This window comes from Pseudomonas brassicae (assembly GCF_010671725.1).
GTDB classification, from domain to species: Bacteria; Pseudomonadota; Gammaproteobacteria; order Pseudomonadales; family Pseudomonadaceae; genus Aquipseudomonas; species Aquipseudomonas brassicae.
On the sequence record NZ_JAAHBU010000040.1, the window covers coordinates 15,297 to 40,993 of the forward strand.

The 25,697-nt window shown below is 65.0% G+C and carries 19 protein-coding genes and 5 pseudogenes; 14 read left to right on the top strand and 10 right to left on the bottom strand.

What is annotated here, in order from left to right; all coding sequences use genetic code 11:
- Positions 1 to 17: 17 nt before the first annotated feature.
- The 4 genes and pseudogenes from G3436_RS03655 to G3436_RS03670 form a co-directional block, all read right to left on the bottom strand.
- Complete coding sequence (locus G3436_RS03655) at positions 18 to 989, bottom strand: FecR domain-containing protein (RefSeq protein WP_163941399.1); 972 nt, start codon at positions 987 to 989, stop codon at positions 18 to 20.
- Positions 986 to 1,504 (bottom strand): RNA polymerase sigma factor, encoded by a 519-nt coding sequence (locus G3436_RS03660; RefSeq protein WP_163941400.1) that lies wholly within the window; start codon positions 1,502 to 1,504, stop codon positions 986 to 988. The genes G3436_RS03655 and G3436_RS03660 overlap by 4 nt, the downstream gene beginning before the upstream one ends.
- A 116-nt stretch (positions 1,505 to 1,620) precedes the next feature.
- On the bottom strand, positions 1,621 to 2,331 hold the full coding sequence (locus G3436_RS03665) for a 3'-5' exonuclease (RefSeq protein ID WP_163941401.1): 711 nt from the start codon (positions 2,329 to 2,331) through the stop codon (positions 1,621 to 1,623).
- Positions 2,328 to 4,261: pseudogene (locus G3436_RS03670) on the bottom strand (DUF294 nucleotidyltransferase-like domain-containing protein). Before G3436_RS03670 ends, G3436_RS03665 begins: the two are co-directional and overlap by 4 nt.
- Before the next feature lie 203 nt (positions 4,262 to 4,464).
- Between G3436_RS03670 and G3436_RS03675 the strand changes: the two are divergent.
- Positions 4,465 to 4,908: a response regulator gene (locus G3436_RS03675; protein WP_163941403.1), complete on the top strand. Its 444-nt coding sequence runs from the start codon at positions 4,465 to 4,467 to the stop codon at positions 4,906 to 4,908.
- Between the two features lie 116 nt (positions 4,909 to 5,024).
- Here G3436_RS03675 and G3436_RS03680 read toward each other — a convergent pair whose 3' ends face one another.
- Positions 5,025 to 7,202, bottom strand: a complete 2,178-nt coding sequence (locus G3436_RS03680) for a malate synthase G (RefSeq protein WP_163941407.1) — start codon at positions 7,200 to 7,202, stop codon at positions 5,025 to 5,027.
- Between the two features lie 303 nt (positions 7,203 to 7,505).
- Here G3436_RS03680 and G3436_RS03685 point away from each other — a divergent pair, with 303 nt between their 5' ends.
- Entirely contained in the window at positions 7,506 to 8,030 is a 525-nt protein-coding gene (locus G3436_RS03685) for an ACT domain-containing protein (RefSeq protein WP_163941409.1), read from the top strand.
- A 3-nt stretch (positions 8,031 to 8,033) separates the two neighbouring features.
- Here G3436_RS03685 and rarD read toward each other — a convergent pair whose 3' ends face one another.
- The 4 genes and pseudogenes from rarD to G3436_RS03705 form a co-directional block, all read right to left on the bottom strand.
- Complete coding sequence (gene rarD, locus G3436_RS03690) at positions 8,034 to 8,921, bottom strand: EamA family transporter RarD (RefSeq protein ID WP_163941411.1); 888 nt, start codon at positions 8,919 to 8,921, stop codon at positions 8,034 to 8,036.
- 64 nt (positions 8,922 to 8,985) lie between these two features.
- Positions 8,986 to 9,959 (bottom strand): annotated as a pseudogene (locus G3436_RS28460) (serine/threonine protein kinase).
- A 170-nt stretch (positions 9,960 to 10,129) separates the two neighbouring features.
- Positions 10,130 to 10,885, bottom strand: coding sequence for a TOBE domain-containing protein (locus G3436_RS03700; RefSeq protein WP_163941413.1), 756 nt, complete (start codon positions 10,883 to 10,885; stop codon positions 10,130 to 10,132).
- A gap of 59 nt (positions 10,886 to 10,944) precedes the next feature.
- Positions 10,945 to 11,682 (bottom strand): ComF family protein, encoded by a 738-nt coding sequence (locus tag G3436_RS03705; RefSeq protein ID WP_163941415.1) that lies wholly within the window; start codon positions 11,680 to 11,682, stop codon positions 10,945 to 10,947.
- Positions 11,683 to 11,772: 90 nt separating this feature from the next.
- Here G3436_RS03705 and bioB point away from each other — a divergent pair, with 90 nt between their 5' ends.
- The 9 genes and pseudogenes from bioB (at position 11,773) to G3436_RS03750 (ending at position 22,125) form a co-directional block, all read left to right on the top strand.
- Complete coding sequence (bioB, locus tag G3436_RS03710; protein ID WP_163941416.1) at positions 11,773 to 12,831, top strand: biotin synthase BioB; 1,059 nt, start codon at positions 11,773 to 11,775, stop codon at positions 12,829 to 12,831.
- Between the two features lie 7 nt (positions 12,832 to 12,838).
- Entirely contained in the window at positions 12,839 to 14,011 is a 1,173-nt protein-coding gene (gene bioF / locus G3436_RS03715) for an 8-amino-7-oxononanoate synthase (RefSeq protein WP_163941428.1), read from the top strand.
- Complete coding sequence (locus G3436_RS03720) at positions 14,004 to 14,735, top strand: alpha/beta fold hydrolase (RefSeq protein WP_163941430.1); 732 nt, start codon at positions 14,004 to 14,006, stop codon at positions 14,733 to 14,735. The genes bioF and G3436_RS03720 overlap by 8 nt, the downstream gene beginning before the upstream one ends.
- Positions 14,728 to 15,552, top strand: a complete 825-nt coding sequence (bioC, locus tag G3436_RS03725) for a malonyl-ACP O-methyltransferase BioC (protein ID WP_163941432.1) — start codon at positions 14,728 to 14,730, stop codon at positions 15,550 to 15,552. Before G3436_RS03720 ends, bioC begins: the two co-directional genes overlap by 8 nt.
- A complete protein-coding gene (bioD, locus tag G3436_RS03730; RefSeq protein WP_163941434.1) occupies positions 15,553 to 16,233 on the top strand; it encodes a dethiobiotin synthase in 681 nt (226 codons plus the stop codon).
- Between the two features lie 119 nt (positions 16,234 to 16,352).
- On the top strand, positions 16,353 to 16,649 hold the full coding sequence (locus tag G3436_RS03735) for a pyrroloquinoline quinone biosynthesis protein PqqE (protein ID WP_163941437.1): 297 nt from the start codon (positions 16,353 to 16,355) through the stop codon (positions 16,647 to 16,649).
- 269 nt (positions 16,650 to 16,918) lie between these two features.
- Positions 16,919 to 18,724 carry a phenylacyl-CoA dehydrogenase gene (locus G3436_RS03740; protein WP_163941440.1) on the top strand — a complete coding sequence of 602 codons (1,806 nt, stop codon included), beginning with the start codon at positions 16,919 to 16,921 and terminating at the stop codon, positions 18,722 to 18,724.
- Positions 18,725 to 18,922: 198 nt separating this feature from the next.
- Positions 18,923 to 20,206: a GGDEF domain-containing protein gene (locus G3436_RS03745; RefSeq protein WP_163941443.1), complete on the top strand. Its 1,284-nt coding sequence runs from the start codon at positions 18,923 to 18,925 to the stop codon at positions 20,204 to 20,206.
- A 141-nt stretch (positions 20,207 to 20,347) separates the two neighbouring features.
- A pseudogene (locus tag G3436_RS03750) lies at positions 20,348 to 22,125 on the top strand (acyl-CoA dehydrogenase C-terminal domain-containing protein).
- 226 nt (positions 22,126 to 22,351) lie between these two features.
- On the opposite strand, the pseudogene G3436_RS03755 reads toward G3436_RS03750, so the two are convergent.
- A pseudogene (locus tag G3436_RS03755) lies at positions 22,352 to 23,272 on the bottom strand (LysR family transcriptional regulator).
- Between the two features lie 102 nt (positions 23,273 to 23,374).
- On the opposite strand from G3436_RS03755, the gene G3436_RS03760 reads away from it, so the two are divergent.
- The 3 genes and pseudogenes from G3436_RS03760 (at position 23,375) to G3436_RS03770 (ending at position 25,666) form a co-directional block, all read left to right on the top strand.
- The gene (locus G3436_RS03760) at positions 23,375 to 24,073 is read left to right on the top strand and encodes an MOSC domain-containing protein (protein ID WP_163941445.1); all 699 of its coding nucleotides are present in this window, start codon (positions 23,375 to 23,377) and stop codon (positions 24,071 to 24,073) included.
- Positions 24,070 to 25,340: pseudogene (locus G3436_RS03765) on the top strand (aspartate aminotransferase family protein). Before G3436_RS03760 ends, G3436_RS03765 begins: the two are co-directional and overlap by 4 nt.
- A gap of 167 nt (positions 25,341 to 25,507) precedes the next feature.
- Positions 25,508 to 25,666: a YqaE/Pmp3 family membrane protein gene (locus tag G3436_RS03770; RefSeq protein WP_163941449.1), complete on the top strand. Its 159-nt coding sequence runs from the start codon at positions 25,508 to 25,510 to the stop codon at positions 25,664 to 25,666.
- Positions 25,667 to 25,697 lie beyond the last annotated feature (31 nt).

The following is a 25,697-nucleotide window of genomic DNA, read 5'->3' on the forward strand; positions in this document are numbered from 1 at the left end:
TTTGAACCGCGATGGCGTCACCGCGAAGCTGCAGGCGCTCCCACCACCTTCACCCACCACGGCGTACGCTGCTCGATCTGCACCGGCAAGGTCGGCAGCAACGATTGCAGCGCCAGGTCGCTGTCCTTGAGCGGGAAGCTGCCGGTGATGCGCAACCCGGCCACCTCCGGCGCCACGCCCAGGTAACCGCTGCGGTAGCGTGCCAGCTCCGCCACCAGCGTATCCAGACGCACGTTGTCGACCACCAGCATGCCGCGCGTCCAGGCATCGGCGCCCATCCCCAACGGCGCGACGCGGTCCAGATGGTCATGGCGCATCAGCACTTGCTGGCCTTCGCGCAGGATCTGCTCGTCGCCACTGTCCAGCGGCTTGGCCGCCACCGCCGATTGCAGCACGCTCAGGCGCGTGCCCTGGTCTTCCTGGCGCACCAGGAAGCGTGTGCCCAGCGCGCGCAAGCGGCCGTCTGCGGTGGCGACGATAAACGGCCGTTCGTCGTTGTGCCCGGTCTCGATGGAGATCTCGCCCTCGTGCAACACCACCAGGCGCTGCCTGGCATCAAAGCGCACGTCCACCGCCGAATGGGTATTGAGGCTGATCAGCGTACCGTCTTCCAGGCGCAGGCTGCGTTGTTCGCCGGTGGCGGTGCGCTGGTCGGCCAGCCAGTAGCCCAGGCTCTGGTGCGCACTCAGCCAGCCCAGCAGGCCGCCCACCAGCACCAGGCTGGCAAGCCCGCGGCCAAGCTTGCGCACGCGCTGGCGCATGCCCACGCGCGATTGCCCCAGGGCCTTGCGCACCGGCCCTGCGGCTGCGGCAAAGCGCTGGTTGAGCATGCCCAGTTGCATCCAGGCCCGCGCATGCTCCTCGTCGGCGGCATGCCAGCGCTCGAACTCGGCACGCTCTTCGGCGCTGCCGGCGTCCAGGCACAGTTGCCAGGCAATCGCGGCGTCGAGCACGCGCGCCGATACCGGCTTGGCACTGATGCCGCTCATGTCGGCTCGCCGTACAGCGCCACGTAGCATTGGCGCATGCCCTGGGCCAGGTACTGGCGCACGCGCGACACCGATACACCCAGGCGCTCGGCGATCTCGGCATGGCCCATGCCGTCCAGGCGGTTGTACAGGAATGCCGCACGCGCCTTGCTCGACAGCTTGCCCAGCAGGCGGTCGATGGCCTTGAGGTCTTCAAGCATCAGGTGCTGTTGTTCGGGGGAAGGCTGCTCGGCCTCGGGGAGCAGCATCAGTTCGGCCAGGTAGGCCTGCTCCAGCGCCGCCCGCCGGAAATGATCGAACAGCAGGCCGCGCGCCACCGCCGCGAGAAACGCCCGGGGCTCGCGCGGGGCCGGCAACTGGTCGCGCCCGAGCAGGCGTACGAAGGTGTCCTGGCTCAGGTCTTCGGCACGATCGGCACAGGCGATGTTGCGCCGCAGCCAGTTCAGCAACCAGTTGCGATGATCACGGTACAGCGCACCAACCAGCTCACCGTGTGGGCTTTGCACTGACGACAAGACGTTCCCCGAAAAACAAGCGTTAACTAACGAGAATTATTCGCGATTGTGTCAGAGCCAGTGGCACTGTGCAATTAACGCTCATCGGATCGTCAGGGGAGGCGCTGCGCCAGCGATCAGAACCCGTGGCTGTGCTGCCGGCGGCGGCGCCAGCCCTGCAGGCGATGCTCCAGCAACAGCGGGCTGTCCAGGTGCTGGCGGCGGGCCTGGCTGAACAGGATTAATGCCAGCTCGGCAGTAACCTGGGCATCGGCGCTGGCATGGTGGCGCTCCTGGGCGTGCAGGCCAAAGCAGGCCGTCCAGTCGTCCAGCCCCGCGTCGCGCAACACCACGTTGGGGTTGAGCAGTGGCGCCAGTTCGGCGACATCGAAAAACGGGTGCTGCAAGCGGTAGCCCAGGCTTTCCTTCAGCGCGCGGCCGAGCATGCGCTGGTCGAACCCTGCGTGAAACGCCAGCAACGGGCTGTCGCCAATGAAGTCCATGAGGTCGAGCAGGGCCTCTGCCGGTGCACAGCCTGCGGCGATCGCACTGGGGCTCAGGCCATGGATCAGCACGCTGGGGCCGGGTTTGTGGTCGTGGCGGTGCAGGGTGCGTTCGAACTGCTGGCCCAGGTCGATGGCACCGTCCTCGATGACCACGGCGCCGATCGACAGCACCTGGTCGCGGTTGAGGTTCAGGCCGCTGGTTTCCAGGTCCAGCACCACCCAGCGCTGGGCGCGCAGGGAATGCTCCTGCAGCTCGGCCGGCGCCGGCAACTGCGCCAGGCGCTGCTGTTGGGTTGCGTCCAGGGGGGGGTGGCTGGGGCGCAGCCAGGTGAACAGGCTCATAGCTGGTACCGCAGGGCCAGGCTGCTTTGCAGGCGCTGGGCCTGGCGCAGGGATTCACGCAGGATGCGCCGGTCCAGGTCGTTGAGACTGTCGGGGTCGACGCGGTTGGAGTAGGGCAGGTTCTGTCGGGTCTGCAACTGATGCTGCTGCATGCGGGTCTGCTGGATGAAGTGGTAGGCCTCTTCATAGGCGCCGCCATCGAGCGGATCGATGATTTCCTTGGCCACCAGTTGACGCAGGCGCTCCTGGGTATTGTTGGCGGCGATGCCGTGGGCCAGTGCCAGCAGGCGGGCGCGTCGACGAAGGGCGTCAGGCCCTGCACCTTGAGGTCGAGGGTAGCGGCCTTGTCGCTGCCGCTGCGGGTCAGCACGAAATCACGGAAGCGCCCCACCGGCGGGCGCTGGCGCAGCGCGTTGGCGGCCATCATGCGCTGGAACAGGCGGTTGTCGGCGACCTGGTCGAGGATGCCCTGGCGCAACTGCTCGCAGGCGCGCTCCTCGCCCCATACCACGCGCAGATCGAAGTAGATGCTTGAGCCCAGCAGGTTCTCGGGCGTGGCCTCGCGAATGAACGCGGCGAAGCGCCGTGCCCATTCGGCGCGCGACAGGCACAGCTCGGGGTTGCTGGCCATGATGTTGCCCTTGCACAGGCTGAACCCGCACTGCGCCAGGCCCTGGTTGATGTGCAGCGCCAGCGGCAGCAGGCGGCTGCGGATCTCGGCGGCCTGGGCCGCGTCGCGTGCCTCGAACAGGATGCCGTTGTCCTGGTCGGTGTGCAGGGTCTGTTCGCGACGCCCCTCGCTGCCGAAGCACAGCCAGCTGAACGGTACGCCGGGGTCGCCCTTGTCCTGGATCGCCAGCTCGATCACGCGGCACACGGTATGGTCGTTGAGCAGGGTGATGATGTGGGTGATCTGGGTCGACGAGGCGCCGTGGGCGAGCATGCGTTCGACCAGTTGGCCGATCTCGCCGCGTAGCGACACCAGGTTGTCCACGCGCGGGGCGTGGCGAATGGTGCGCGCCAGGTGGACCAGGTCGACCCGTTGCAGCGAGAACAGGTCACGCTCGGACACCACCCCGCACAGGCGCTGGTCTTCGACCAGGCAGACGTGCGCGATATGGCGCTCGGTCATGGCGATGGCGGCATCGAAGGCACTCGCCTGCGGGCTGAGGTAGAACGGCCGGGCGGTCATGTGCCCAGCGATCGGCGCGGCGACGTCGGCGCTGGCGTCGGCTACCACCTGGCGCAGGTCACGCAGGGTGAAGATGCCCACTGGCGCGTGCTGCGCATCGACGATGACGATGCTGCCCACCTGTTGCTCGTGCATCCGGCGCACGGCCTCGCGCACCGGTGTGTCGGGGCTGCAGGTGACCGGGTGACGCATGGCCAGCTCGCCCAGGCGGGTGTTGAGCGAGTACTGGTTGCCCAGGCTTTCCACAGCGCGGCGTTGCACTTGCTGGTTGACCTGGTCGAGCAGGCTGCTGACCCCGCGCAGGGCGAAGTCGCGAAACGCCTCGCACAGCGCGAACAGGCGGATGAACGCGGCCTTGTTCAGTTGCAGGCAGAAGGTGTCTTCGGCCGCCAGGTGTTCGGTGCGGGTGGCCCGTTCGCCCAGCAGTGCGGCCAGCGGGAAGCACTCGCCGCCGGTGATCTCGAAGGTGGTCTCGGTGCCGCTGGCGGCATGGTTGCGCTCGCCCACCACGCGGCCCTGCTTGACGATGTAGAAGTGCTCGACGGGGCCGTCGGCAGGCTTGATGATGCTCTCGCCGCTGGCATAGAAGCGCAATTGGCATTGTTCGACCAGGTACGCCAGGTGGGCGTTCTCCATCTGGTTGAACGGCGGGAAGCGTTGCAGGAACTGCATGGTACCGTGGATGTTCTGCAGTACTGCAGTTTTTCCGGCCTGGGCGAAGGCGTCCATTTTGCTCATGAGCATTTACCGCATCTTTGTATCGGCAGGTGGCAGCCGACGGTTTGTTTTTATCGTGCTGCATGGTCGGCCGCGGGCCGTCCAGTGCCCATTGGACGTTTGTCTAAAGGGGCTCGGTGTCAATTACCCGACGAAAGGCAGTTTGCAGGCATGGGGTTTGCGGTCTGAACTTGATTCAAGGGGTATTTTGCGATGGATAAGACATGCCCGAAACCGACGACATACTAAGTGATGCCGAGCGTCACGCGCTGGCGACGGTGACTGTGCGCGGGGTTGCGCAGCAGCAGGTATTGATTGTCGAAGACAACCAGGATTCGAGGGAGGCGCTGGCCAGTTACCTCCGGGCCCAGGGTATTCGTTGCCTGACGGCGGCCAATACGCTGCTGGCGCTGGAGTGCCTGAACCGCGAGGCGGGGATTGGCTTGCTGATCACCGACCTGCGCATGCAGCCGGTGGATGGCCTGGAGCTGATCCGGCAGATTCGCGAATCGGAAAAAGCGGCGTTGCCGATCATCATCGTATCGGGGGATGCCGAGGTGCAGGATGCGATCACGGCGATGCACCTGAGCGTGGTGGACTTTCTGCTCAAGCCGATTGATGTGGAGAAGTTGTTGAAACTGGTGCGGCACGAACTGGGGATTGCGTAGCCCCCTTCGCCGGCAAGCCTGGCTCCAGCAGGTGATGCACTGTCCTTCAGGCCAGTGCAGTTCCTGTGGGAGCTGGCTTGCCAGCGAAGGGCTGCGTCAGCAGCCCTGTAACGGCCTTACAGCCCGTTACGCGCCTTGAACTCGCGACGACGACGGTGCAGTACCGGCTCGGTGTAGCCGTTAGGCTGCTTCGCGCCTTCAACCACCAGCTCGACGGCCGCCTGGAAGGCGATGTTGCTGTCGAAGTCCGGCGCCATCGGGCGGTACAGCGGGTCGCTGGCGTTCTGCTTGTCGACCACCGGCGCCATGCGCTTGAGGCCTTCGAGCACCTGCGCCTCGCTGATGATGCCGTGGCGCAGCCAGTTGGCCAGCAACTGGGCGGAAATACGCAGCGTGGCACGGTCTTCCATCAGGCCCACATCGTTGATGTCCGGCACTTTCGAACAGCCCACGCCCTGGTCGATCCAGCGCACCACGTAGCCCAGAATGCCCTGGGCATTGTTGTCCAGCTCGTTGCGGATCTCGTCGGCCGACCAGTGGGTGTCAGCGGCCAGCGGGATGGTCAGGATGTCGTCGACCGAAGCCGGCGCACGCTTGGCCAGTTCCGCCTGACGGGCGAACACGTCGACCTTGTGGTAATGCAGTGCATGCAGCGCAGCCGCGGTTGGCGACGGCACCCAGGCGGTGTTGGCACCGGCCAGCGGGTGGGCGATCTTCTGTTCCAGCATGTCGGCCATCAGGTCGGGCATGGCCCACATGCCCTTGCCGATCTGGGCACGGCCCTGCAGGCCGGTGGCCAGGCCGATGTCGACGTTGTTGTTCTCGTAGGCGCCGATCCACTTCTGGGTTTTCATGGCGCCCTTGCGCACCACGGCGCCGGCTTCCATGGAGGTGTGGATCTCGTCACCGGTACGGTCCAGGAAGCCGGTGTTGATGAACACCACACGCTCGCTGGCCGCCTGGATGCAGGCCTTGAGGTTGACCGTGGTACGGCGCTCCTCGTCCATGATGCCGACCTTCAGGGTGTTGCGCTTGAGGCCCAGCACGTCTTCGACGCGACCGAACAGCTCGTTGGTGAACGCGGCTTCTTCAGGGCCGTGCATCTTCGGCTTGACGATGTACACCGAGCCGGTACGGCTGTTCTTGCGCGTGGTGTTGCCATTGATGTTGTGCACGGCGGCCAGGTTGGTGACCAGCGCGTCAAGAATGCCCTCGGGCACCTCGTTGCCATCCTTGTCGAGGATCGCGTCGATGGTCATCAGGTGGCCGACGTTGCGCACGAACAGCAGCGAGCGGCCGTGCAGGCTGACCGAACCGCCGTTGGGCGCGGTGTACTCGCGGTCCGGGTTCATGGTGCGGGTGAAGGTCTGGCCGCCCTTGCTGACGCTTTCGGACAGGTCGCCCTTCATCAGGCCCAGCCAGTTGCGGTAGATCACCACCTTGTCGTCGGCGTCCACGGCGGCGACCGAGTCTTCGCAGTCCATGATGGTGGTCAGGGCGGCTTCCATCAGCACGTCCTTGACCCCGGCGGCATCGGTCTGGCCGACTGCGGTGCTGGCGTCGATCTGGATTTCGAAGTGCAGGCCGTTGTGCTTGAGCAGCACGGCGGTCGGTGCCGCGGCATCGCCGTGGTAGCCGATCAGCTGGGCATCGTCACGCAGGCCGCTGTTGCTGCCACCCTTGAGGGCCACCTGCAGCTTGCCGCCCGCAATGCTGTAGCGGGTTGCATCGACATGCGAGCCTGCCGCCAGTGGCGCGGACTCGTCGAGAAAGGCGCGGGCGAAGGCGATGACCTTGTCGCCACGGACCTTGTTGTAGCCCTTGCCCTTCTCGGCGCCACCGGCTTCGCTGATGGCATCGGTGCCGTACAGCGCGTCGTACAGCGAACCCCAGCGGGCGTTCGAGGCGTTGAGCGCGAAGCGTGCGTTCATCACCGGCACCACCAGTTGCGGGCCGGCCATGCGGGCGATTTCGTCATCGACATGCTGGGTGGAGGCCTGGAAATCCGCCGCTTCTGGCAGCAGGTAACCGATCTCCTGGAGGAAGGCCTTGTAAGCCGAGGCATCGTGAGCCTGGCCTTTGCGCGCCTGGTGCCAGGCATCGATCTGCGCCTGCAGGGTGTCGCGTTTGGCCAGCAGTGCTTTGTTCTTTGGAGCGAGGTCGTTGATGATCTTCTCTGCCCCGCTCCAGAACTGCTCGGCGTTGACGCCGGTTCCGGGAATGGCTTCGTTGTTCACGAAGTCGAACAGGACTTTGGCGACCTGAAGGCCACCGACTTGAACGTGTTCAGTCATTGCTTGCCTCACTCTGCTCAGCTATCTCAGCTCTTGTTTCAACGTTTTGTAGTGCGCGTCGCGGCATACTACATGAAGCGCTGCGCTTGGGAAAATCAGACTAAATACGCCTTTTTTCGACCATTTGGTCGCGATACGGCGTGCTGGGAGCGGGCATGTTCTCAAAAATAGAGTTAATTGTTCCAGATAAATCTTAAAACAGTACACGATTTGTTGTTTGTGGCTGCTGCGGCAGGTTGCCGCGCCTTGCCTATACTTGATCGGCGCCCCCGGTATTCAGGGGCCCAGAGTGAGGAGCGCGGCGTGGATCATCTCGTATTGACCGTGATTGCCCCGGACCGGGCCGGCCAGGTGGAGCGCGTGGCCGAATGCATCGCCGAGCATAACGGCAACTGGCTGGAGAGTCGCATGTCGCGCATGGCCGGGCAATTCGCCGGGATACTGCGCGTGGCGGTACCGGCCGAATCCTATGACGAGCTGGTGGAGGCGTTGCAGGCGCTGGGCAAGCACGACATCCGCGTGCTGATCGCTGAAAGCGGCATTGAGCCGTCCTGTACCTGGAAGCCGATCGCGATGGAGCTGGTAGGCAATGATCGCCCCGGTATCGTGCGTGACATTACCCGCCTGCTGGCCGAGCAGGGCGTCAACCTGGAGCGCTTCACCACCGATGTGCGGCCCGCGCCGATGAGCAGCGAGCCGCTGTTTCATGCCGATGCGCTGCTGGCGTTGCCGTTGACGCTGTCGCTGGATGACCTGCAGCAGCGTCTGGAGGCATTGGCCGATGACCTGATGGTGGAACTCACGCTGCGCCCTGAAGAGTCGGCGTAGGGTTCAACTGCGCCGGCGCAGGCTGATCCACGCGTCCACGCTGTAGAGCGCCAGGCCTGCCCAGATGAACATGAACGCCACCAGCGTGCTGCTCGACAGGTGCTCGCCGAACAGCAGCACGGCCTGCAGCAGCACCAGTGTCGGGGCCAGGTACTGCAGGAAGCCCAGGGTGGTATAGGGCAGGTGGCGTGCGGCGGCGTTGAAGCACACCAGCGGTATCAGCGTGACCGGCCCGGCGGCGGCCAGCCACAGCGCGTCGGTGGTGGTATAGAAGCTGGCCTGGGCACTGTGTGCCATGGGGTTGAGCAACAGCCAGCCAATGGCCAGCGGCACCAGCATCCAGGTTTCCACCACCAGCCCTGGCAAGGCCGCCACCGGGGCCTGTTTGCGGATCAGGCCATAGAAACCGAAGCTCAGCGCCAGCGCCAGCGACACCCATGGCAGGCTGCCGACCTGCCACACCTGCTGCGCCACCCCCAGCGCCGCCAGGCCCACCGCGACCCATTGCAGGCGGCGTAGGCGCTCGCCGAGCAGCAGCATGCCGAGCAGCACGTTGACCAGCGGGTTGATGTAGTAGCCCAGGCTGGCTTCGAGCATGCGCCCGTTGTTCACCGACCACACGTAGGTCAGCCAGTTGCCCGCGATCAGCGAGCCGCTCAGGGCCAGGATCGCCAGCCGACGCGGGTTGTCGCGCAACTCGCGCCACCAGCCGGGGTGCTTCCAGAACAGCAGCAGGATCGAGCCGAACAGCGCCGACCAGAGCACCCGGTGCACGATGATCTCCACCGCCGGTACGTTCTGCAGCGCTTTGAAGTAGAGCGGGAACAGGCCCCAGATGATGTAGGCCGTGAGGCCCAGGATGTACCCGCGGCGCGGGTTTGCGGCTTGCATGCAGATTCCTTGCTTAGGCAGCTATCGAATAGCCCGGCCATTGTAGACAGACTGGCGCAAGGTTCTAGAACAATTTCAACGGCTCTTCGGCCAGGGCGGCGGTCTGCTCACGCAGGGCGAGGATCTGGTCGCCCCAATAGCGTTCGTTGCCGAACCAGGGGAAGCTGCGCGGGAACGCCGGGTCGTCCCAGCGGCGCGCCAGCCAGGCGCTGTAGTGCATCAGGCGCAGGGCGCGCAGCGGCTCGATCAGGGCCAGTTCGCGCGGGTCGAAGTCGTGGAATTCGTTGTAGCCGTCCATCAGTTCGGCCAGTTGCCCGAGGCGTTCATGGCGTTCACCGGCGAGCATCATCCACAGGTCCTGTACGGCCGGGCCGGTGCGGCAGTCGTCGAGGTCGACGATATGGAACACCTCGTCGCGGCACATCATGTTGCCGGGGTGGCAGTCGCCGTGCAGGCGGATGACCTTGTGCGGGGTGCGGGCGTAGGCGTCCTCGACGCGCTTGAGCAGGTCGCGGGCCACCGACTCGTAGGCGGGCAGCAGGCTGCGCGGCACGAAGTCGCCGTCGAGCAGGGTGTTGAGCGAGGCGTGGCCGAAGTTGTCGATGGCCAGGGCTTCGCGGTGTTCGAACGGGCGCGTGGCGCGACCGCGTGCAGGCGCCCGAGCAGTTGGCCGAGGCGATAGAGCTGGTCGAGGTTGCCGGGTTCGGGGGCGCGCCCGCCGCGGCGCGGGAACAGCGTGAAGCGAAAGCCGGCGTGTTCGAACAGGCTTTCGCCGTTGTGCACCAGCGGGGCGACCACGGGGACTTCGCAGTCGGCCAGTTCGGCGGTGAAGGCATGTTCTTCGAGGATGGCCTGGTTGCTCCAGCGACCGGGCCGGTAGAACTTCGCGATCAGTGGTTCGGCGTCTTCGATGCCTACCTGGTAGACGCGGTTCTCGTAGCTGTTGAGCGCCAATACGCGCGCGTCACTGAGAAAGCCGATGCTTTCGACGGCGTCGAGGACCAGGTCGGGGGTGAGGGTTTCGAAGGGGTGGGACATGCGAGCTCCTGCGGCGCGACGGGTGGTCGGGCGTATGAGAGCCATGGTACAGCATGCGCACCGCGTGGGCCCCTTCGCTGGCAAGCCAGCTCCCACAGGTTCGTCGCTGCCCTCAAAACCAGCGATCACCCTGTGGGAGCTGGCTTGCCAGCGAAGGGGCCGGTGCGGTTCTAGAGCGGCGTACCCAGCAACACATACGCCGGCGAAAAACGCACCGCCACTTCACTGCCTGCCGCCACACGGTTGTCGAGCAACCACGGCGGCTCGGCAAACGCACACAGTGTCTGCCCGTTACTCAAGCTCAGGCGCACCTCGGTAGTCCCTTCAGGGTCGTCGATCAGTTCCTGCACCACCGCGCTCAGCTGGTTGACCTGCGCCGGCCCGGGCATCACCACCTCCAGCCAGCCGGCCTTGATCAGTGCCACCACCGGCGTGCCCAGCGCCAGCTCCAGGCGCAAGGTGCTGTCATGGGTGATCTGCGCCTCGATATGCAAGCCGCCGGCCAGAGCCAGCTCCACCGTGTCGATGCGCCCCTGCGCCCGAATCGCACTCACCCGCCCATGCAACTGGTTGCGCGCACTGGTACGCAACATCAGGCGCCCCAGCAGGTCGAGGTCGCTGGCACCCTCGGCGGCCTCCAGCACCTGCGCCTGCAACACCTGCAACTTCTGGTACAGGCACAGCACACGCTGGCCTTCCTCGGAAAGCCGCGCACCACCACCGCCACGCCCACCAACACTGCGCTCCACCAGCGGGCTGGCCGCCAGGTTGTTGAGTTCGTCAATGGCATCCCACGCCGCCTTGTAGCTCATGCCCGCACTTTTTGCAGCACGGGTGATCGAGCCCTGTTCGGCAATGTGCTGCAGCAGCGCGATGCGCTGCGGGCGACGAACGATGTGTTGGGTCAGGGGCGCAGGCAAGGACATGGGCAGGCACGCATTCGGGCAGGGAGTGGCCCCGAAAGTGCCCGCCAGCCTGCCTCAAGTCAAGCGCTACCCGGCTTGGGCGTACGCGCCAGGCAGTACACGTCGACCCGCTGCGCGCCCGCCTGGCGCAGCAGGCTGGCCAAGGCCTGAGCAGTGGCACCGGTGGTGAGCACATCGTCGACGATCGCAACATGAAGGCCGTGTATCGCTGCCGAATCGGACAACGCGAACGCTCGCAACAGGTTGCCTCGGCGGGCGTTTGCCGTCAGCCCCTGCTGCGCCAGGGTGTCGTGCGGACGTTGCAGGATGTCTGCGGCACAGGCAATGCCCAGTTGCCCGGCCAACCACTGGGCAAGCATGCCGGCCTGGTTGAAACCACGTTCGCGCAAGCGCCGCCGCGCCATCGGTACCGGCAGCAGAAGGGCCGGGCGCGGCAGGCCATCGGCGAAGCGATGCGCCAGCCAGCAGCCGAGCAGTTGCGCCAGCAACCGACCCAGCGGCCACTGGCGCTGGTGCTTGAAGCGGGTAATCAGCGCATCCACCGGAAACCCGTAATGCCAGGGCGCCTCCACCCGGGTGAACGCCGGTGGCCGACGGCTGCACTGGCCGCAGGTCAGGTCGCGCATCGGCAACGGCAACGCGCAGGTCTGGCAGCACTCGTCCAGCCACGGCAGTTCGCTCTCACAGGCACTGCAGATGGGCCTGGGCTGCTGGGCGGGCTCGTCGCACAATAAACATGATTGGTTGTTATTTAGCCAGTTGTAAACCAGCTCCTTGAGTGATGGTTGACAGTGCATGGCGCTTCCTTAACTATGCGAGCTATCCGTGATGCGCTCGGCGGGCTTTCCTGTCCCGGCGCCAGTACAAGCCTAAACAAGGAAACACCCATGAGCGCCAGCACAACTGCAACGCTTCGTCACGACTGGTCCCTGGCCGAAGTCAAAGCACTCTTCCAGCAACCCTTCAACGACCTGCTGTTCCAGGCGCAGACCGTGCACCGCGCGCATTTCGATGCCAACCGCGTGCAGGTCTCGACCCTGCTGTCGATCAAGACCGGCGCCTGCCCGGAAGATTGCAAATATTGTCCGCAGTCCGGCCACTACAACACCGGGCTGGAAAAACAGAAGCTGATGGAAGTGCAGAAGGTGCTGCAAGAGGCCGCCCGCGCCAAGGCCATCGGCTCCACGCGCTTCTGCATGGGCGCGGCGTGGAAGCACCCTTCGGCCAAGGACATGCCCTACGTGCTGCAGATGGTCAAAGGGGTCAAGGCCATGGGCCTGGAAACCTGCATGACCCTGGGCAAGCTCGACCAGGAGCAGACCGAAGCGCTGGCGCACGCCGGGCTGGACTACTACAACCACAACCTCGACACCTCGCCGGAGTTCTACGGCAGCATCATCACCACCCGCACCTACAGCGAGCGTCTACAGACGCTGGCCTATGTGCGTGACGCCGGGATGAAGATCTGCTCGGGCGGCATCCTGGGCATGGGCGAGTCGCTGGACGACCGCGCCGGCCTGCTGATCCAACTGGCCAACCTGCCGGAACACCCGGAGTCGGTGCCGATCAACATGCTGGTCAAGGTGGCCGGTACGCCGCTGGAAAACGCCGAGGAAGTCGACCCGTTCGACTTTATCCGCATGCTCGCGGTGGCACGCATCCTGATGCCGCAATCGCACGTGCGCCTGTCGGCCGGCCGTGAGGCGATGAACGAGCAGATGCAGGCGCTGGCGTTCTTCGCCGGGGCCAACTCGATCTTCTACGGCGAAAAACTGCTGACCACGGCCAACCCGCAGGCCGACAAGGACATGCAATTGTTCGCCCGCCTCGGCATTCAGCCCGAAGCGCGTGAAGAGCACGCTGACGAAGTGCATCAGGCCGCCATCGAGCAGGCGCTGGTGGAGCAGAAGAGCAGCGAGCTGTTCTACGACGCCGCATCGGCCTGAGGTCGTCATGAGCTTTGATCTGAACGCGCGCCTGGCGCAACGGCGTGCTGCGGCGCTGTATCGCCAGCGCCCCCTGCTGCAAAGCCCGCAAGGCCCCGAGGTGGTGGTCGATGGCCAGCCACTGCTGGCGTTCTGCAGCAATGATTACCTGGGCCTGGCCAACCACCCCGAGGTGATCGGCGCCTGGCGCGCTGGCGCCGAGCGCTGGGGTGTCGGCGGTGGTGCGTCGCACCTGGTGGTCGGCCACAGCACCCCGCACCATGAGCTGGAGCTGGCCCTGGCCGAGTTCACCGGGCGGCCGCGGGCACTGCTGTTCAGCACTGGCTACATGGCCAACCTGGGCGCCTTGACTGCGCTGGTGGGGCAGGGCGACAGCGTGCTGCAGGACCGTCTCAACCACGCCTCGCTGCTGGATGGCGGCCTGCTCAGCGGGGCGCGCTTCAACCGTTACCTGCACAACGATGTCGACAGCCTGGGCAAGCGCCTGGACAAGGCCAGCGGCAATGTGCTGGTGGTGACCGACGGGGTGTTCAGCATGGACGGCGACATTGCCGACCTGCCGGCACTGGCCGCGCAGGCCCAGCGCAAGGGCGCCTGGCTGATGGTCGACGATGCCCACGGCTTCGGCACGCTGGGCAGGCACGGCGGCGGTGTGGTCGAGCACTTCGGCCTGGGCCTGGAGCAGGTACCGGTACTGGTCGGCACACTGGGCAAGGCGTTTGGTACGGCCGGTGCGTTCGTGGCCGGCAGCGACGAGTTGATCGAAAGCCTGATCCAGTTCTCCCGCCCCTACATCTATACCACCAGCCAGCCACCGGCCTTGGCCTGCGCCACGCTCAAGAGCCTGCAACTGCTGCGCGATGAGCACTGGCGGCGTGAGCACCTGCAGGCGTTGATTGGCCAATTCCGTCAGGGCGCCGAGCAACTGGGGCTGCAACTGATGGACAGCGCCACGCCGATCCAGCCGATCGTGATCGGCGATGCGGGGCGTGCGCTGCGCTTGTCCGAGCTGTTGCGCGAGCGCGGCCTGATGGTCACTGCGATTCGTCCGCCGACCGTACCTGCCGGCAGTGCGCGCCTGCGTGTCACGCTGACCGCGGCGCACACTGCGGCGCAGGTGCAGCTATTGTTGAATGCATTGGCCGAGTGCTATCCGCTGCTGGAGCCTGCTGATGCGTGATCGATTGATACTGTTGCCCGGCTGGGGCATGGGCCGCGCTGCGCTGGAGCCACTGGCCGCCAGCCTGCGGGCGCAGGACAGTGCCTTGCATGTCGAACTGGTCGACCTGCCGCAACTGGCCGCCAGCGATGTGCATGTGTGGCTCGACTACCTGGACCGGCACTTGCCTACCGACACCTGGCTGGGTGGCTGGTCGCTGGGCGGGATGCTGGCCGCCGAACTGGCGGAACGGCGCGGCGACCACTGCTGCGGGCTGGTGACGCTGGCCAGCAACGTCAGCTTCGTGGCCCGTGCGCACTGGCCCCACGGCATGCTGGCCGACACCTTCGCCACCTTTGTGGATGGCTGTCGCAACCATCCCCAGGTGACGCTCAAGCGCTTCAAGTCGCTGTGCAGCCAGGGTGCGCAGGAGACGCGCAGCCTGATCCGCCTGCTCGATATCGGGGTGCCGGCACTTGATCCGCTGTACCTGACCACGGCGCTTGAAGTGCTGGGCCAGCTCGACACCCGTGCGGCGCTGCAAAACTACGACGGCCCGCAACTGCACCTGTTCGCCGGTCGCGATGCGCTGGTGCCGGTCGAGGCGGCCAAGGCACTCAACGAGCTGTTGCCGGATGTGGAAGTAGGCCTGGTGGAGGATGCCGCGCACGCCTTCCTGCTGGAGTACCCGCAGGAACTGGCCGGCGCGATCAAGACCTTCCTGCACGAGAGTGGCGATGACTGATCTTACCCAGCCGAACCTGCCTGGCGGCTTGCCCGACAAGCGCCAGGTGGCGGCATCGTTTTCCCGCGCGGCGCCCAGCTACGACAGCGTCGCGGAGTTGCAGCGCGCAGTCGGCGCGCAGCTGCTGGCGCAAGTACCACAGGCCTTGCAGCCCCGCTGCTGGGTCGACCTGGGCAGCGGCACCGGGCATTTCAGCCGCCAGTTGCGCCAGCGCTATCCACAGGGCCTCGGGGTGGCGGTGGACATCGCTGAAGGCATGCTGCAGCACGCCCGGGCTCAGGGCGGCGCGCACTACCATGTGGCCGGTGATGCCGAGCGCCTGCCGTTGCGTGACGCCAGCGCCGGGCTGATCTTCTCCAGCCTGGCGGTACAGTGGTGCGCCGACTTCGCCGCGGTGCTGAGCGAAGCACGGCGGGTGTTGCAGCCTGGCGGGGTGCTGGCATTCGCCAGCCTGTGCGTGGGTACCCTGGCCGAACTGCGTGACAGCTGGCAGGCGGTGGACGGCAGGGTGCACGTCAATCGCTTTCGCCACCTGGACGAGTACCAGCGCCTGTGCAGCGCCAGCGGCCTGCAGGTACTCGGGCTGCAGGTGCGGCCGCATGTGCTGCATTACCCCGATGTGCGCAGCCTTACCCATGAGCTCAAAGCCCTCGGTGCGCACAACCTCAACCCCGGGCGGCCTGCGGGGCTGACCGGCCGGGCACGCCTGGAGGGCATGCTGCAGGCCTACGAGCGCCTGCGCCAGCCGCAGGGACTGCCGGCGACCTATCAGGTAGTCTACGCGCTACTGCACAAGCCGCTGGCACCGGGGGACTGAATGAACGCTGCCTACTTCATTGCCGGCACCGATACCGATGTGGGCAAGACCACCATCGCGGCAGGCCTGTTGCATGCCGCTCGCCTGGCCGGCCTGAGCACCCTGGGCGCCAAGCCGGTGGCCTCCGGCTGCGAGGTCACGCCCAAGGGGCTGCGCAACGCCGATGCGCTGGCGCTGATGGCGCACAGCAGCGTCGCGTTGCCTTATGCGCAGGTCAACCCATTCGCCTTCGAGCCGGCTATCGCGCCGCACCTGGCGGCCCGCGAGGCGGGTGTGGCGCTGAGCGTGCAGGCGCTGCTGGCGCCGATGCGCGAGGTACTGGCGCAGGGCGCGGATTTCACCCTGATCGAAGGCGCCGGGGGCTGGCGCGTGCCATTGTCCGACCAGGCCAACCTGTCCGATCTGGCGATCGCGTTGCAGTTGCCGGTGATCCTGGTGGTCGGCGTGCGCCTGGGCTGCATCAATCATGCGCTGCTAAGTGCCGAGGCCATCGCCCGCGATGGCCTGCAACTGGCCGGGTGGGTCGCCAATATCATCGAACCACGCACCTCGCGCCTGGAAGAAAACCTTGCCACCCTGGCCGAGCGCCTGCCGGCGCCTTGCCTTGGGCGAGTGCCCAAACTCAAGGGGGCCAGCGCCGAGGCGGTGGCCGGGCATTTGCAACTGGACCTGCTCGACTAGGCTGAATCTATCGGCGGGCACTGTGCCATTAGTGTTTTTGACGGGCCTTTTGCCCGGCGGTCTGCTTCAATAGGCGCATTGTTTGTGACACGTGGCGCCTGCCACCTGGAGAAAATGACATGGAAATCTCGGGCAACTCCGCATTCTATGCCGGCCTGAGCTCGATTCAGACCGGTCAGAACCGTGTCGATCAAGCCGCCAACCAGATCGCCACCACCACGGTCGAGCGCTCCGCCACCAGCCAGTCCAGCGACTACCAGGCCGAGCGCCTGCGTTCGGTAGACCGCAGCCAGCAGATGGACCTGGCCACCAGCACCGTCGAACTGGCGCTGGGCAAGCATCAGGTCGAATTGGGTGTCAAAGTGGCCAAAGCGTCCGACGAAATGCTCGGCACCCTGATCGATACCTTCGCCTGAGCCGTCCCGGCTCCTTCACGGCAAGACGTTTAACATCCTTCGGTTTTCATGCCCCGGCCCTTGCAGGCCGGGCGTTTGCCTGCACCTGGCGTTTGTGCGTGGAGAGGCCGGAGCGCAGCCCGGCATGGCAGATTTGCCCTCTGCCGGGTGCTTGACAACGTTTCGGCGTAAACGTATGTTTCAAACAACTGTTTGACCGAAAGCCGCCTAGAGCTGGTCGGTATGTCGCGGTCTCCCTATCAAGGATTCATCAGCAGAGGTTCATCGCTATGCCTGATTACAAAGCCCCCTTGCGTGATATTCGTTTCGTTCGCGATGAACTGCTCGGCTACGAAGCGCACTATCAGAGCCTGCCGGCCTGCGCTGATGCTACCCCCGACATGGTCGACGCGATCCTTGAAGAAGGCGCCAAGTTTTGTGAACAGGTACTGGCCCCGCTGAACCGTGTGGGCGACCTGGAAGGCTGCACCTGGAGCGAGTCGGGCGTGAAGACCCCGACCGGCTTCAAGCAAGCCTACAAGCAGTTCGTCGAAGGTGGCTGGCCGAGCCTGGCCCATGACATCGAGCATGGCGGCCAGGGCCTGCCGGAGTCGCTGGGCCTGGCGGTGAGCGAAATGGTCGGCGAGTCGAACTGGTCGTGGGGCATGTACCCGGGCCTGTCGCATGGTGCGATGAACACTATCTCCGAGCACGGCACCCCCGAGCAGCAGGAGGCGTACCTGACCAAGCTGGTGTCGGGCGAGTGGACCGGCACCATGTGCCTGACCGAACCGCACTGCGGCACCGACCTGGGCATGCTGCGCACCAAGGCCGAGCCACAGGCTGACGGCTCCTACACCGTGACCGGCACCAAGATCTTCATCTCTGCCGGCGAACACGACATGGCCGACAATATCGTGCACATCGTGCTGGCGCGCCTGCCCGATGCACCGGCCGGCACCAAAGGCATCTCGCTGTTCATCGTGCCCAAGTTCATGCCAACCGCCGACGGCGGTGTGGGCGAGCGCAACGCAGTCACCTGCGGTTCGATCGAACACAAGATGGGTATCCACGGCAACGCCACCTGCGTGATGAACTTCGACGCCGCCACCGGCTACCTGATCGGCCCGGCCAACAAAGGCCTGAACTGCATGTTCACCTTCATGAACACTGCTCGCCTGGGCACTGCGCTGCAAGGCCTGGCCCACGCCGAAGTGGCGTTCCAGGGTGGCCTGAAGTATGCCCGTGACCGCCTGCAGATGCGTTCGTTGACCGGCCCCAAGGCGCCCGACAAGGCGGCCGACCCGATCATCGTGCACCCGGATGTGCGCCGCATGCTGCTGACCATGAAAGCGTTCGCCGAGGGCAACCGCGCAATGGTCTACTTCACCGCCAAGCAGGTCGACATCGTCAAGTACAGCCAGGATGAAGACGAGAAGAAGAAGGCCGACGCACTGCTGGCCTTCATGACCCCGATCGCCAAGGCGTTCATGACCGAAGTCGGTTTCGAGTCGGCCAACCATGGCGTGCAGATCTACGGTGGCCACGGCTTCATCGCCGAGTGGGGCATGGAGCAGAACGTTCGCGACAGCCGCATCTCGATGCTGTACGAAGGCACCACCGGTATCCAGGCACTCGACCTGCTGGGCCGCAAGGTGCTGATGACCCAGGGCGAAGCGCTCAAGGGCTTCACCAAGATCGTGCACAAGTTCTGCCAGAACAACGAAGGCAACAGCGCCATCAGCGAGTTCGTCGCGCCGCTGGCCAAGCTGAACAAGGAATGGGGCGAGTTGACCATGAAGGTCGGCATGGCCGCGATGAAAGACCGTGAAGAGGTGGGCGCCGCGTCGGTGGACTACCTGATGTATTCCGGTTACGCGTGCCTGGCCTACTTCTGGGCCGACATGGCGCGCCTGGCTGCCGAAAAACTGGCGGCCGGCACCACTGAAGAAGCGTTCTATACCGCCAAGCTGCAGACGGCGCGCTTCTACTTCCAGCGCATCCTGCCGCGTACCCGTACCCATGTCGAAACCATGCTGTCGGGTGCGAGCAACCTGATGGACATGAACGAAGAGCACTTCGGTCTCTCGTACTGAGTCATCGCTTGAAACAAAAATGCCCGCCCTGACCGGCGGGCTTTTTTTTGCCTGCAAACACTCTCGACACACTTTGATCCTAAGCCCCGCCTCACCGCTGCCGTTACAACGGCTGCCGGCATATTCATCTATTCATGTGCGCTGCCGACACATTAAAGGCACAATGCCATTACTTGATCTGCCGGGTCGGAGATTCCCTTGTTTCGTTTATCCGCTGTACGCCTGAGCCATTTTCTACCGTCGCTGTTCTTGCTGGTGTCGGGGCTTGCGGCCGCTTATGTCAGAGACCTCAGTGTCTTCTTCACATCGCTGTTCAACGTGTTGCCCACCCTGGTGCTGCTGCTTGGTGGCGCCTACTGCGCGGTGTATCGCCGCCAGCGTGAGCTGTTTCTGATGGTCACGGTGTACATCGCCTACTACCTGCTCGATACCCAGACCGATTTCTACCGTGACAACGGCGTGGTGCGCGAAGACGCGGCCGTGGTGTTCCACCTGGTGTGCCTGCTGCTGCCTATCCTGTTTGGCCTGTTCGGTGCCTGGCAGGAGCGCACCCACCTGTTCCAGGACATGGTGGCGCGCTTTGCCGTGTTGCTGGCGGTGGGCAGCGTGGCCCTGGGCCTGGAGCAGAGCTACCCGCAGGCGCTGCTCGGCTGGCTGGCGGAGATTCGCTGGCCGTCGCTGCATGGCCAATGGATGAGCCTGATCCAGCTGGCGTATCCGGTATTCATCTGCGCCTTCGTGCTGCTGGTGGTGCAGTATCTGCGTGAGCCGCGGCCGTTGCATGCGGCCCAGGTGATCGGGCTGGTCGGGATCTTCTGGATGCTGCCCAAGACCTTCATCCTGCCCTTCACCCTGAACATCATGTGCAGCCAGGTGATGCTGATGATTGCCGCTGCGGTGTCCCACGAGGCCTACCAGATGGCCTTTCGTGACGAGCTGACCGGCCTGCCGGGCCGACGCGCACTCAACGAGCGCATGCAGCGCCTGGGGCGCAACTATGTGCTGGCGATGACCGACGTCGACCACTTCAAGAAATTCAACGATACCCACGGCCACGATGTGGGCGACCAGGTGCTGCGCCTGGTGGCCAGCAAACTGTCCAAGGTCACCGGCGGCGGTCGCGCCTACCGCTACGGCGGTGAGGAGTTCGCGCTGGTGTTCGCGGCCAAGACCATCGAGGAGTGCCTGCCGCACCTGGAGGCGGTGCGTGAAGTGATCGCCAACTACAATATCCAGCTGCGCAACCAGGACAACCGCCCGCAGGACGACCAGCAAGGGCGCCAGCGTCGGGGGGCCGCAGGGGCCAGCAGCGTGTCGGTGACCATCAGCATCGGCGCCGCCGAGCGTCTGCCCGAGCACCGCAGCCCGGACGAAGTGCTCAAGTCTGCCGACCAGGCGCTGTACAGCGCCAAGGGCGCGGGGCGCAACTGCACCATGACGCATGGGCATCAGGCCAAGCGTGGGGCAGTACGCATGGCGTGACTGAAGTTGACTATGGCGTGACTGAAGTTGACTATATAGTCGCTAGATGACCCTATGTCTCGCAAAAGTTGTTCGGTTACACTGCTTGGCAACTGTGTAGCGGCCCTGCGAGGCCGCCCCGACTCAAGGTGAGAGGTTGCCATGGCTGACTACAAAGCGCCCCTGCGCGATATGCGCTTCGTCCTCAACGAAGTCTTCGAAGTGTCCCGGCTGTGGGCGCAACTGCCCGGGCTGGCCGAGGTGGTCGACGAGGAAACGGCGCTGGCGGTGCTCGAAGAAGCCGGCAAGGTCACCAGTCAGCGCATCGCGCCGCTGAGCCGCAGTGCCGACGAAGAGGGCTGCCATTGGGACAACGGTGCGGTACGCACCCCGGCCGGCTTCATCGACGCCTACCGCACCTATGCCGAAGGCGGTTGGGTCGGCGTCGGCGGCGACCGGCCTACGGCGGCATGGGCATGCCCAAGGTGATCTCGGCTCAGGTCGAAGAGATGGTCAACTCGTCCAGCCTGGCCTTCGGCCTGTACCCGATGCTGACGGCCGGTGCCTGCCTGTCGATCAACGCGCATGCCAGCGAGGCCCTCAAGGCCCAGTACCTGCCGAACATGTATGCCGGGGTCTGGGCGGGCTCCATGTGCCTGACCGAGCCACACGCCGGTACCGACCTGGGCATCATCCGTACCCGTGCCGAGCCGCAGGCCGATGGCAGCTACAAGGTCACCGGCACCAAGATCTTCATCACCGGCGGCGAGCACGACCTGACCGAAAACATCATTCACCTGGTACTGGCCAAGCTGCCTGACGCCCCGGCTGGGCCCAAGGGCATCTCGCTGTTGCTGGTGCCCAAGTTCCTGGTCAATGCCGATGGCAGCCTGGGCGAGCGCAACCCGGCCACCTGCGGCTCGATCGAACACAAGATGGGTATTCAGGCTTCGGCCACCTGCGTGATGAACTTCGACGCGGCCGTGGGCTACCTGGTGGGTGAGCCGAACAAAGGTCTGGCGGCGATGTTCACCATGATGAACTACGAGCGCCTGGGCGTAGGCATCCAGGGCCTGGCGTCGGCCGAGCGCTCCTACCAGAACGCCATCGAATACGCCCGCGACCGCCTGCAAAGCCGTGCTCCGAGCGGCCCGCAAGCCAAGGACAAGGCGGCCGACCCGATCATCGTGCACCCCGATGTGCGTCGCATGTTGCTGACCATGAAGGCCCTGAACGAAGGCGGGCGGGCCTTTTCGACCTACGTGGCAATGCAACTCGACACCGCCAAGTTCAGCGAAGACCGTGACACACGCAAACGTGCCGAAGACCTGGTCGCCCTGCTGACCCCGGTGTCCAAGGCGTTCCTGACCGACCTGGGCCTGGAAGCCACCGTGCATGGCCAGCAGGTGTTCGGCGGCCATGGCTACATTCGCGAGTGGGGCCAGGAGCAACTGGTGCGCGACGTGCGCATCACGCAGATCTACGAAGGCACCAACGGCATCCAGGCACTGGACCTGATGGGGCGCAAGGTCGTGGGCAGCGGCGGCGCGTTCTACACGCTGTTCGCCGACGAGATCCGCCATTTCATTGCCAGCGCCGACAGCCAGCTGGGCGAGTTCGTGCAGCCCTTGCAGGCGGCCCTGACCACGCTCGACGAGTTGACCGCCTGGGTGCTGGACCGTGCCAAGGCCAACCCCAACGAAATCGGGGCGGCGTCGGTGGAGTACCTGCAGGCTTTCGGCTACACCGCCTACGCCTACATGTGGGCGCTGATGGCCCGCACTGCGCTGGCCCGTCAGGGCGAAGACGACTTCTACGCCAGCAAGCTGGGCACGGCACGCTTCTACTTCGCCCGCCTGCTGCCGCGTATCCACTCCCTGAGCGCCTCGGTGCGGGCAGGCAGTGAGTCGCTGTACCTGCTGGATGCCGAGCAGTTCTGAGTGTTAATGCGTCATGTAAGCATTTACTTACATGGCGTGGTGGAGTTTCGCCTCTTCCGCAAGATTGGATCCACAGCTAATCTTCACTGCATGGACGTAGCGCAGGAAGCGCACTGACCATAACAGGGACACGAGGGATTCCTGCCAGGATGGTGGGTTGAAAAGGATGTCAGGGAAACAGTCTGCAAAGCCCCGCTTCGGCGGGGTTTTCTTTTGCCCGGGTTTTTTAGCCGAGCACATCCAGGGGCGACACACCGATCTGGCGTGGGTCGATCTCCTCTTCCAATAGCGTACGCAGCAGTTCGACCGAAGCCTGCTGGCGTTGCGCATCGCGAAACACCAACCCCACCTTGAGCGGCACCCGTGGTTCGCTGAGCGGCTTCCACAGCAGTTGCGGATCGTCGGTGGCTTCCTGCGCGCGCCCCGGCAGCACCGTGGCCAGCGAGGTGTGCGCGAGGCTGTCGAGAATCCCGCCCATGTTGTTCATCTCGGCCTGCACCCTGCGGGCGGCGCCCCAGGTTGGCCAGTTGCGTCTGCCAGATCTGGCGCACCTGGAATTCCTCGCCCAGCAACAGCATTGGCAGCTCCGCCGCCTGTTTCAGCGAGACCTTCTTGAACTCGCGCAGCGGGTGCGTGTGCGGGATCACCAGTTGCAGTTCGTCTTCGTACAGCAGCAGCCCGTGCAACCCTGGCTGCGCGGCGGCAGGTAGCTGATGCCGATGTCCAGGGTGCCGTTGAGCAGGCGTCGTTCGATCTCCAGCCCTGACAGTTCATAGATCTGCACCACCAGGTGCGGCTGCGCCTTGCGCAGGCGGTCGAGCAACTGCGGCACCAGGCTCGGCCGCACGGTCTGCAGCACCCCGATGGCCAGGGTGCGCAGGGCCTGGCCGCGGAAGTTGCGCAGCGCCTCGCGGGCGCGTTGCAAACCGTCGAGCAAGGGCAGGGCGTGGTTGTACAGGGTGTGTGCGGCCAGGGTTGGCAGCAGGCGCTTGTTGCCGCGTTCGAACAGGCTGACGTCGAGGCTGTGTTCGAGCTGGCGGATCTGTTGCGAGAGGGCTGGCTGCGACAGCGACAGGCGCTCGGCAGCCCGGCCCACATGGCCTTCTTCATAGACCGCGACGAAATAACGCAGTTGGCGAAAATCCATAAGTAATACTTATCAATAAAGCTCGAAAAACGAAATGGCCGACGGCCCGCGAGAAGCCTAGTCTATCCCGTATTCACAAGGTTTACAGGGCCATAGGGCGCGATGAATACCGTGTATGTGGATGGCGTTTACATAGGCAAGGCAAAGAATCTGGGGTATGGCTTGTTGACCGATGTCGACAAGGAACAGGTTGCAAGAAGGCTGTGGTTATGGCCACAGGGGCTGGGCAGCGATGAGCACGGCGACCCGCGCTTTCACACCGGCCCCGAGCGGGCCTTGCACCACTACCCGGCCGAGCACTACGCCTATTGGCGCCGACGTTATCCACAGATCGACTGGTGTGCCCCGGCCTTTGGCGAAAACCTTTCGACTCACGGCCTGTGTGAAGAACAGGTGTGCCTGGGCGACCTGTTTCGCTGGGGCGGTGCGTTGTTGCAGATCAGCCAGCCGCGCTCGCCGTGCTACCGCCTGAGCCACCGCTGGGGCTTGCCGAAGCTGCCGCAGCAGGCGCAGGACGCAGGTCGCTGCGGTTGGTTCTACCGGGTGCTGAAGCCGGGTTTCGTCAGCGCCGATGAACCGTTTGAACTGATTCAGCGCAGTTATCCGGGCCTTACCGTGGCCTGGGCGCTGCACACTTTTTACCGTGAACCTCTGGAGCATGCAGGTTTGAAAAAGCTGGTGGATTGTCCGGCCCTCTCGTCACGCTGGCGCGACATTGCGATCAAGCGCCTGCGCACTGGCCAGGTCGAGGACTGGAGCGCACGCCTGCTCGGCCTGCCGCTGGAAGGGCTGCGCGCATGAACCTGTTCAACCTGCGCCGTCAGGCGGCGCGTGCCGCCGAGCGGGCGCCGGCCCCGGTGGCCATGGCGCAGCCGAATCCCTCTCTCGCGAGTGCCTGATGCCCGCCACCGAGCGTGCCCCGCAGGTGTTCGTGCGTGGTCAGGGCTCGTGGCTGTGGGACAGCGATGGCCGTGCCTACCTGGACTTCACCCAGGGCTGTGCGGTGAACAGCCTCGGGCATAGCCCCAAGGCATTGGTGCAGGCGCTGAGCACGCAGGCCCAGGCACTGATCAACCCGGGGGCGGGGTTTCACAACCGTGGCCTGCTGCAACTGGTCAATCGCCTGTGCAGCAGCACCGGCAGCGATCAGGCGTACCTGCTCAACAGCGGCGCCGAAGCCTGTGAAGGGGCAATCAAGCTGGCCCGCAAGTGGGGGCAACTGCATCGTGGCGGTGCCTATCACATCATCACTGCCCGCCAGAGCTGCCATGGGCGCAGCCTGGGCGCGCTGTCGGCCTCGGACCCGTCGGCGTGCAACCGCTGCGAACCGGGTGTGCCGGGTTTCAGCAAGGTGCCATTCAACGACCTGGCGGCGCTGCATGCGGCGGTGGACTCGCGTACCGTGGCGATCATGCTTGAACCGATCCAGGGCGAGGCCGGGGTTATCCCGGCGACCCAGCACTACCTCAAGGGGGTGGAGCGCCTGTGCCGCGAGCTGGGCATCCTGCTGATCCTCGACGAGGTACAGACGGGTGTCGGGCGCTGTGGTGCACTGCTGGCCGAGCAGACCTATGGCGTGCGTGCCGACATCATCACCCTGGGCAAGGGCCTGGGCGGTGGTGTACCGCTGGCCGCCTTGCTGGCGCGGGGCACCGCGTGCTGTGCCGAGGCCGGTGAGCTGGAGGGCAGCCACCACGGCAATGCGCTGATGAGCGCTGCGGGCCTGGCTGTGCTCGACGCCGTGCTGGAGCCTGGCTTTCTGGAGCAGGTGCAGGCCTCGGGGCGGCATTTGCGTGATGGCCTGAGCCATCTGGCCGGGCGCTATGGCCAGGGTGAGGTACGCGGGCAGGGCTTGCTGTGGGGGCTGGCGTTGACTGACGACTCGGCCGCTGAGGTGGTGCAGGCAGCGCTGCAAGAGGGCCTGTTGTTGAATGCGGCGCGGGACGATGTGCTGCGTTTTTCGCCGGCGCTGACCGTCAGCCAGGGCAACATCGATGAAATGCTGCTGCGCCTGGCCCGGGCCTTTGCCCGGGTGCACACGGCGCAGCTTCACCAGCAGCGTGCCTGAGCAGGCAGCGCTGGCACCGAATTCCACGAACCGTCTCGCGTTCCTGCGCATCGCCCCGGGCCTGATCCTTTTGGCCTGGGGCGTTTTTTTTTGCGCAGTGCTGGCAATTTGAACCACTGGGCAGCCGTTGCAGTCTGTTGTTAGGACTTTACTCGAGGAACTGCCTGATGGACCTGATCCGAATTATCTTCGCCATTCTGTTGCCGCCACTGGGCGTATTTCTGCAGGTGGGCTTTGCTGGCGCCTTCTGGCTGAACATTCTGCTGACGCTGTGCGGGTACATTCCGGGCATCGTGCATGCGGTGTACATCATCGCCAAGCGCTAAGACCGCGTCGCGGCCTTCGCTGGCAAGCCAG

Coding starts and splice junctions, on each gene's coding strand:
- bioB (WP_163941416.1), top strand. CDS start 11,773: ATGAGCGCCAGCACAACTGCAACGCTTCGTCACGACTGGTCCCTGGCC.
- G3436_RS03740 (WP_163941440.1), top strand. CDS start 16,919: ATGCCTGATTACAAAGCCCCCTTGCGTGATATTCGTTTCGTTCGCGAT.
- G3436_RS03720 (WP_163941430.1), top strand. CDS start 14,004: ATGCGTGATCGATTGATACTGTTGCCCGGCTGGGGCATGGGCCGCGCT.
- G3436_RS03770 (WP_163941449.1), top strand. CDS start 25,508: ATGGACCTGATCCGAATTATCTTCGCCATTCTGTTGCCGCCACTGGGC.
- G3436_RS03705 (WP_163941415.1), bottom strand. CDS start 11,682: ATGCACTGTCAACCATCACTCAAGGAGCTGGTTTACAACTGGCTAAAT.
- G3436_RS03665 (WP_163941401.1), bottom strand. CDS start 2,331: ATGAGCCTGTTCACCTGGCTGCGCCCCAGCCACCCCCCCCTGGACGCA.
- G3436_RS03700 (WP_163941413.1), bottom strand. CDS start 10,885: ATGTCCTTGCCTGCGCCCCTGACCCAACACATCGTTCGTCGCCCGCAG.
- bioF (WP_163941428.1), top strand. CDS start 12,839: ATGAGCTTTGATCTGAACGCGCGCCTGGCGCAACGGCGTGCTGCGGCG.
- bioD (WP_163941434.1), top strand. CDS start 15,553: ATGAACGCTGCCTACTTCATTGCCGGCACCGATACCGATGTGGGCAAG.
- G3436_RS03655 (WP_163941399.1), bottom strand. CDS start 989: ATGAGCGGCATCAGTGCCAAGCCGGTATCGGCGCGCGTGCTCGACGCC.
- bioC (WP_163941432.1), top strand. CDS start 14,728: ATGACTGATCTTACCCAGCCGAACCTGCCTGGCGGCTTGCCCGACAAG.
- G3436_RS03675 (WP_163941403.1), top strand. CDS start 4,465: ATGCCCGAAACCGACGACATACTAAGTGATGCCGAGCGTCACGCGCTG.
- rarD (WP_163941411.1), bottom strand. CDS start 8,921: ATGCAAGCCGCAAACCCGCGCCGCGGGTACATCCTGGGCCTCACGGCC.
- G3436_RS03760 (WP_163941445.1), top strand. CDS start 23,375: ATGAATACCGTGTATGTGGATGGCGTTTACATAGGCAAGGCAAAGAAT.
- G3436_RS03735 (WP_163941437.1), top strand. CDS start 16,353: ATGGAAATCTCGGGCAACTCCGCATTCTATGCCGGCCTGAGCTCGATT.
- G3436_RS03680 (WP_163941407.1), bottom strand. CDS start 7,202: ATGACTGAACACGTTCAAGTCGGTGGCCTTCAGGTCGCCAAAGTCCTG.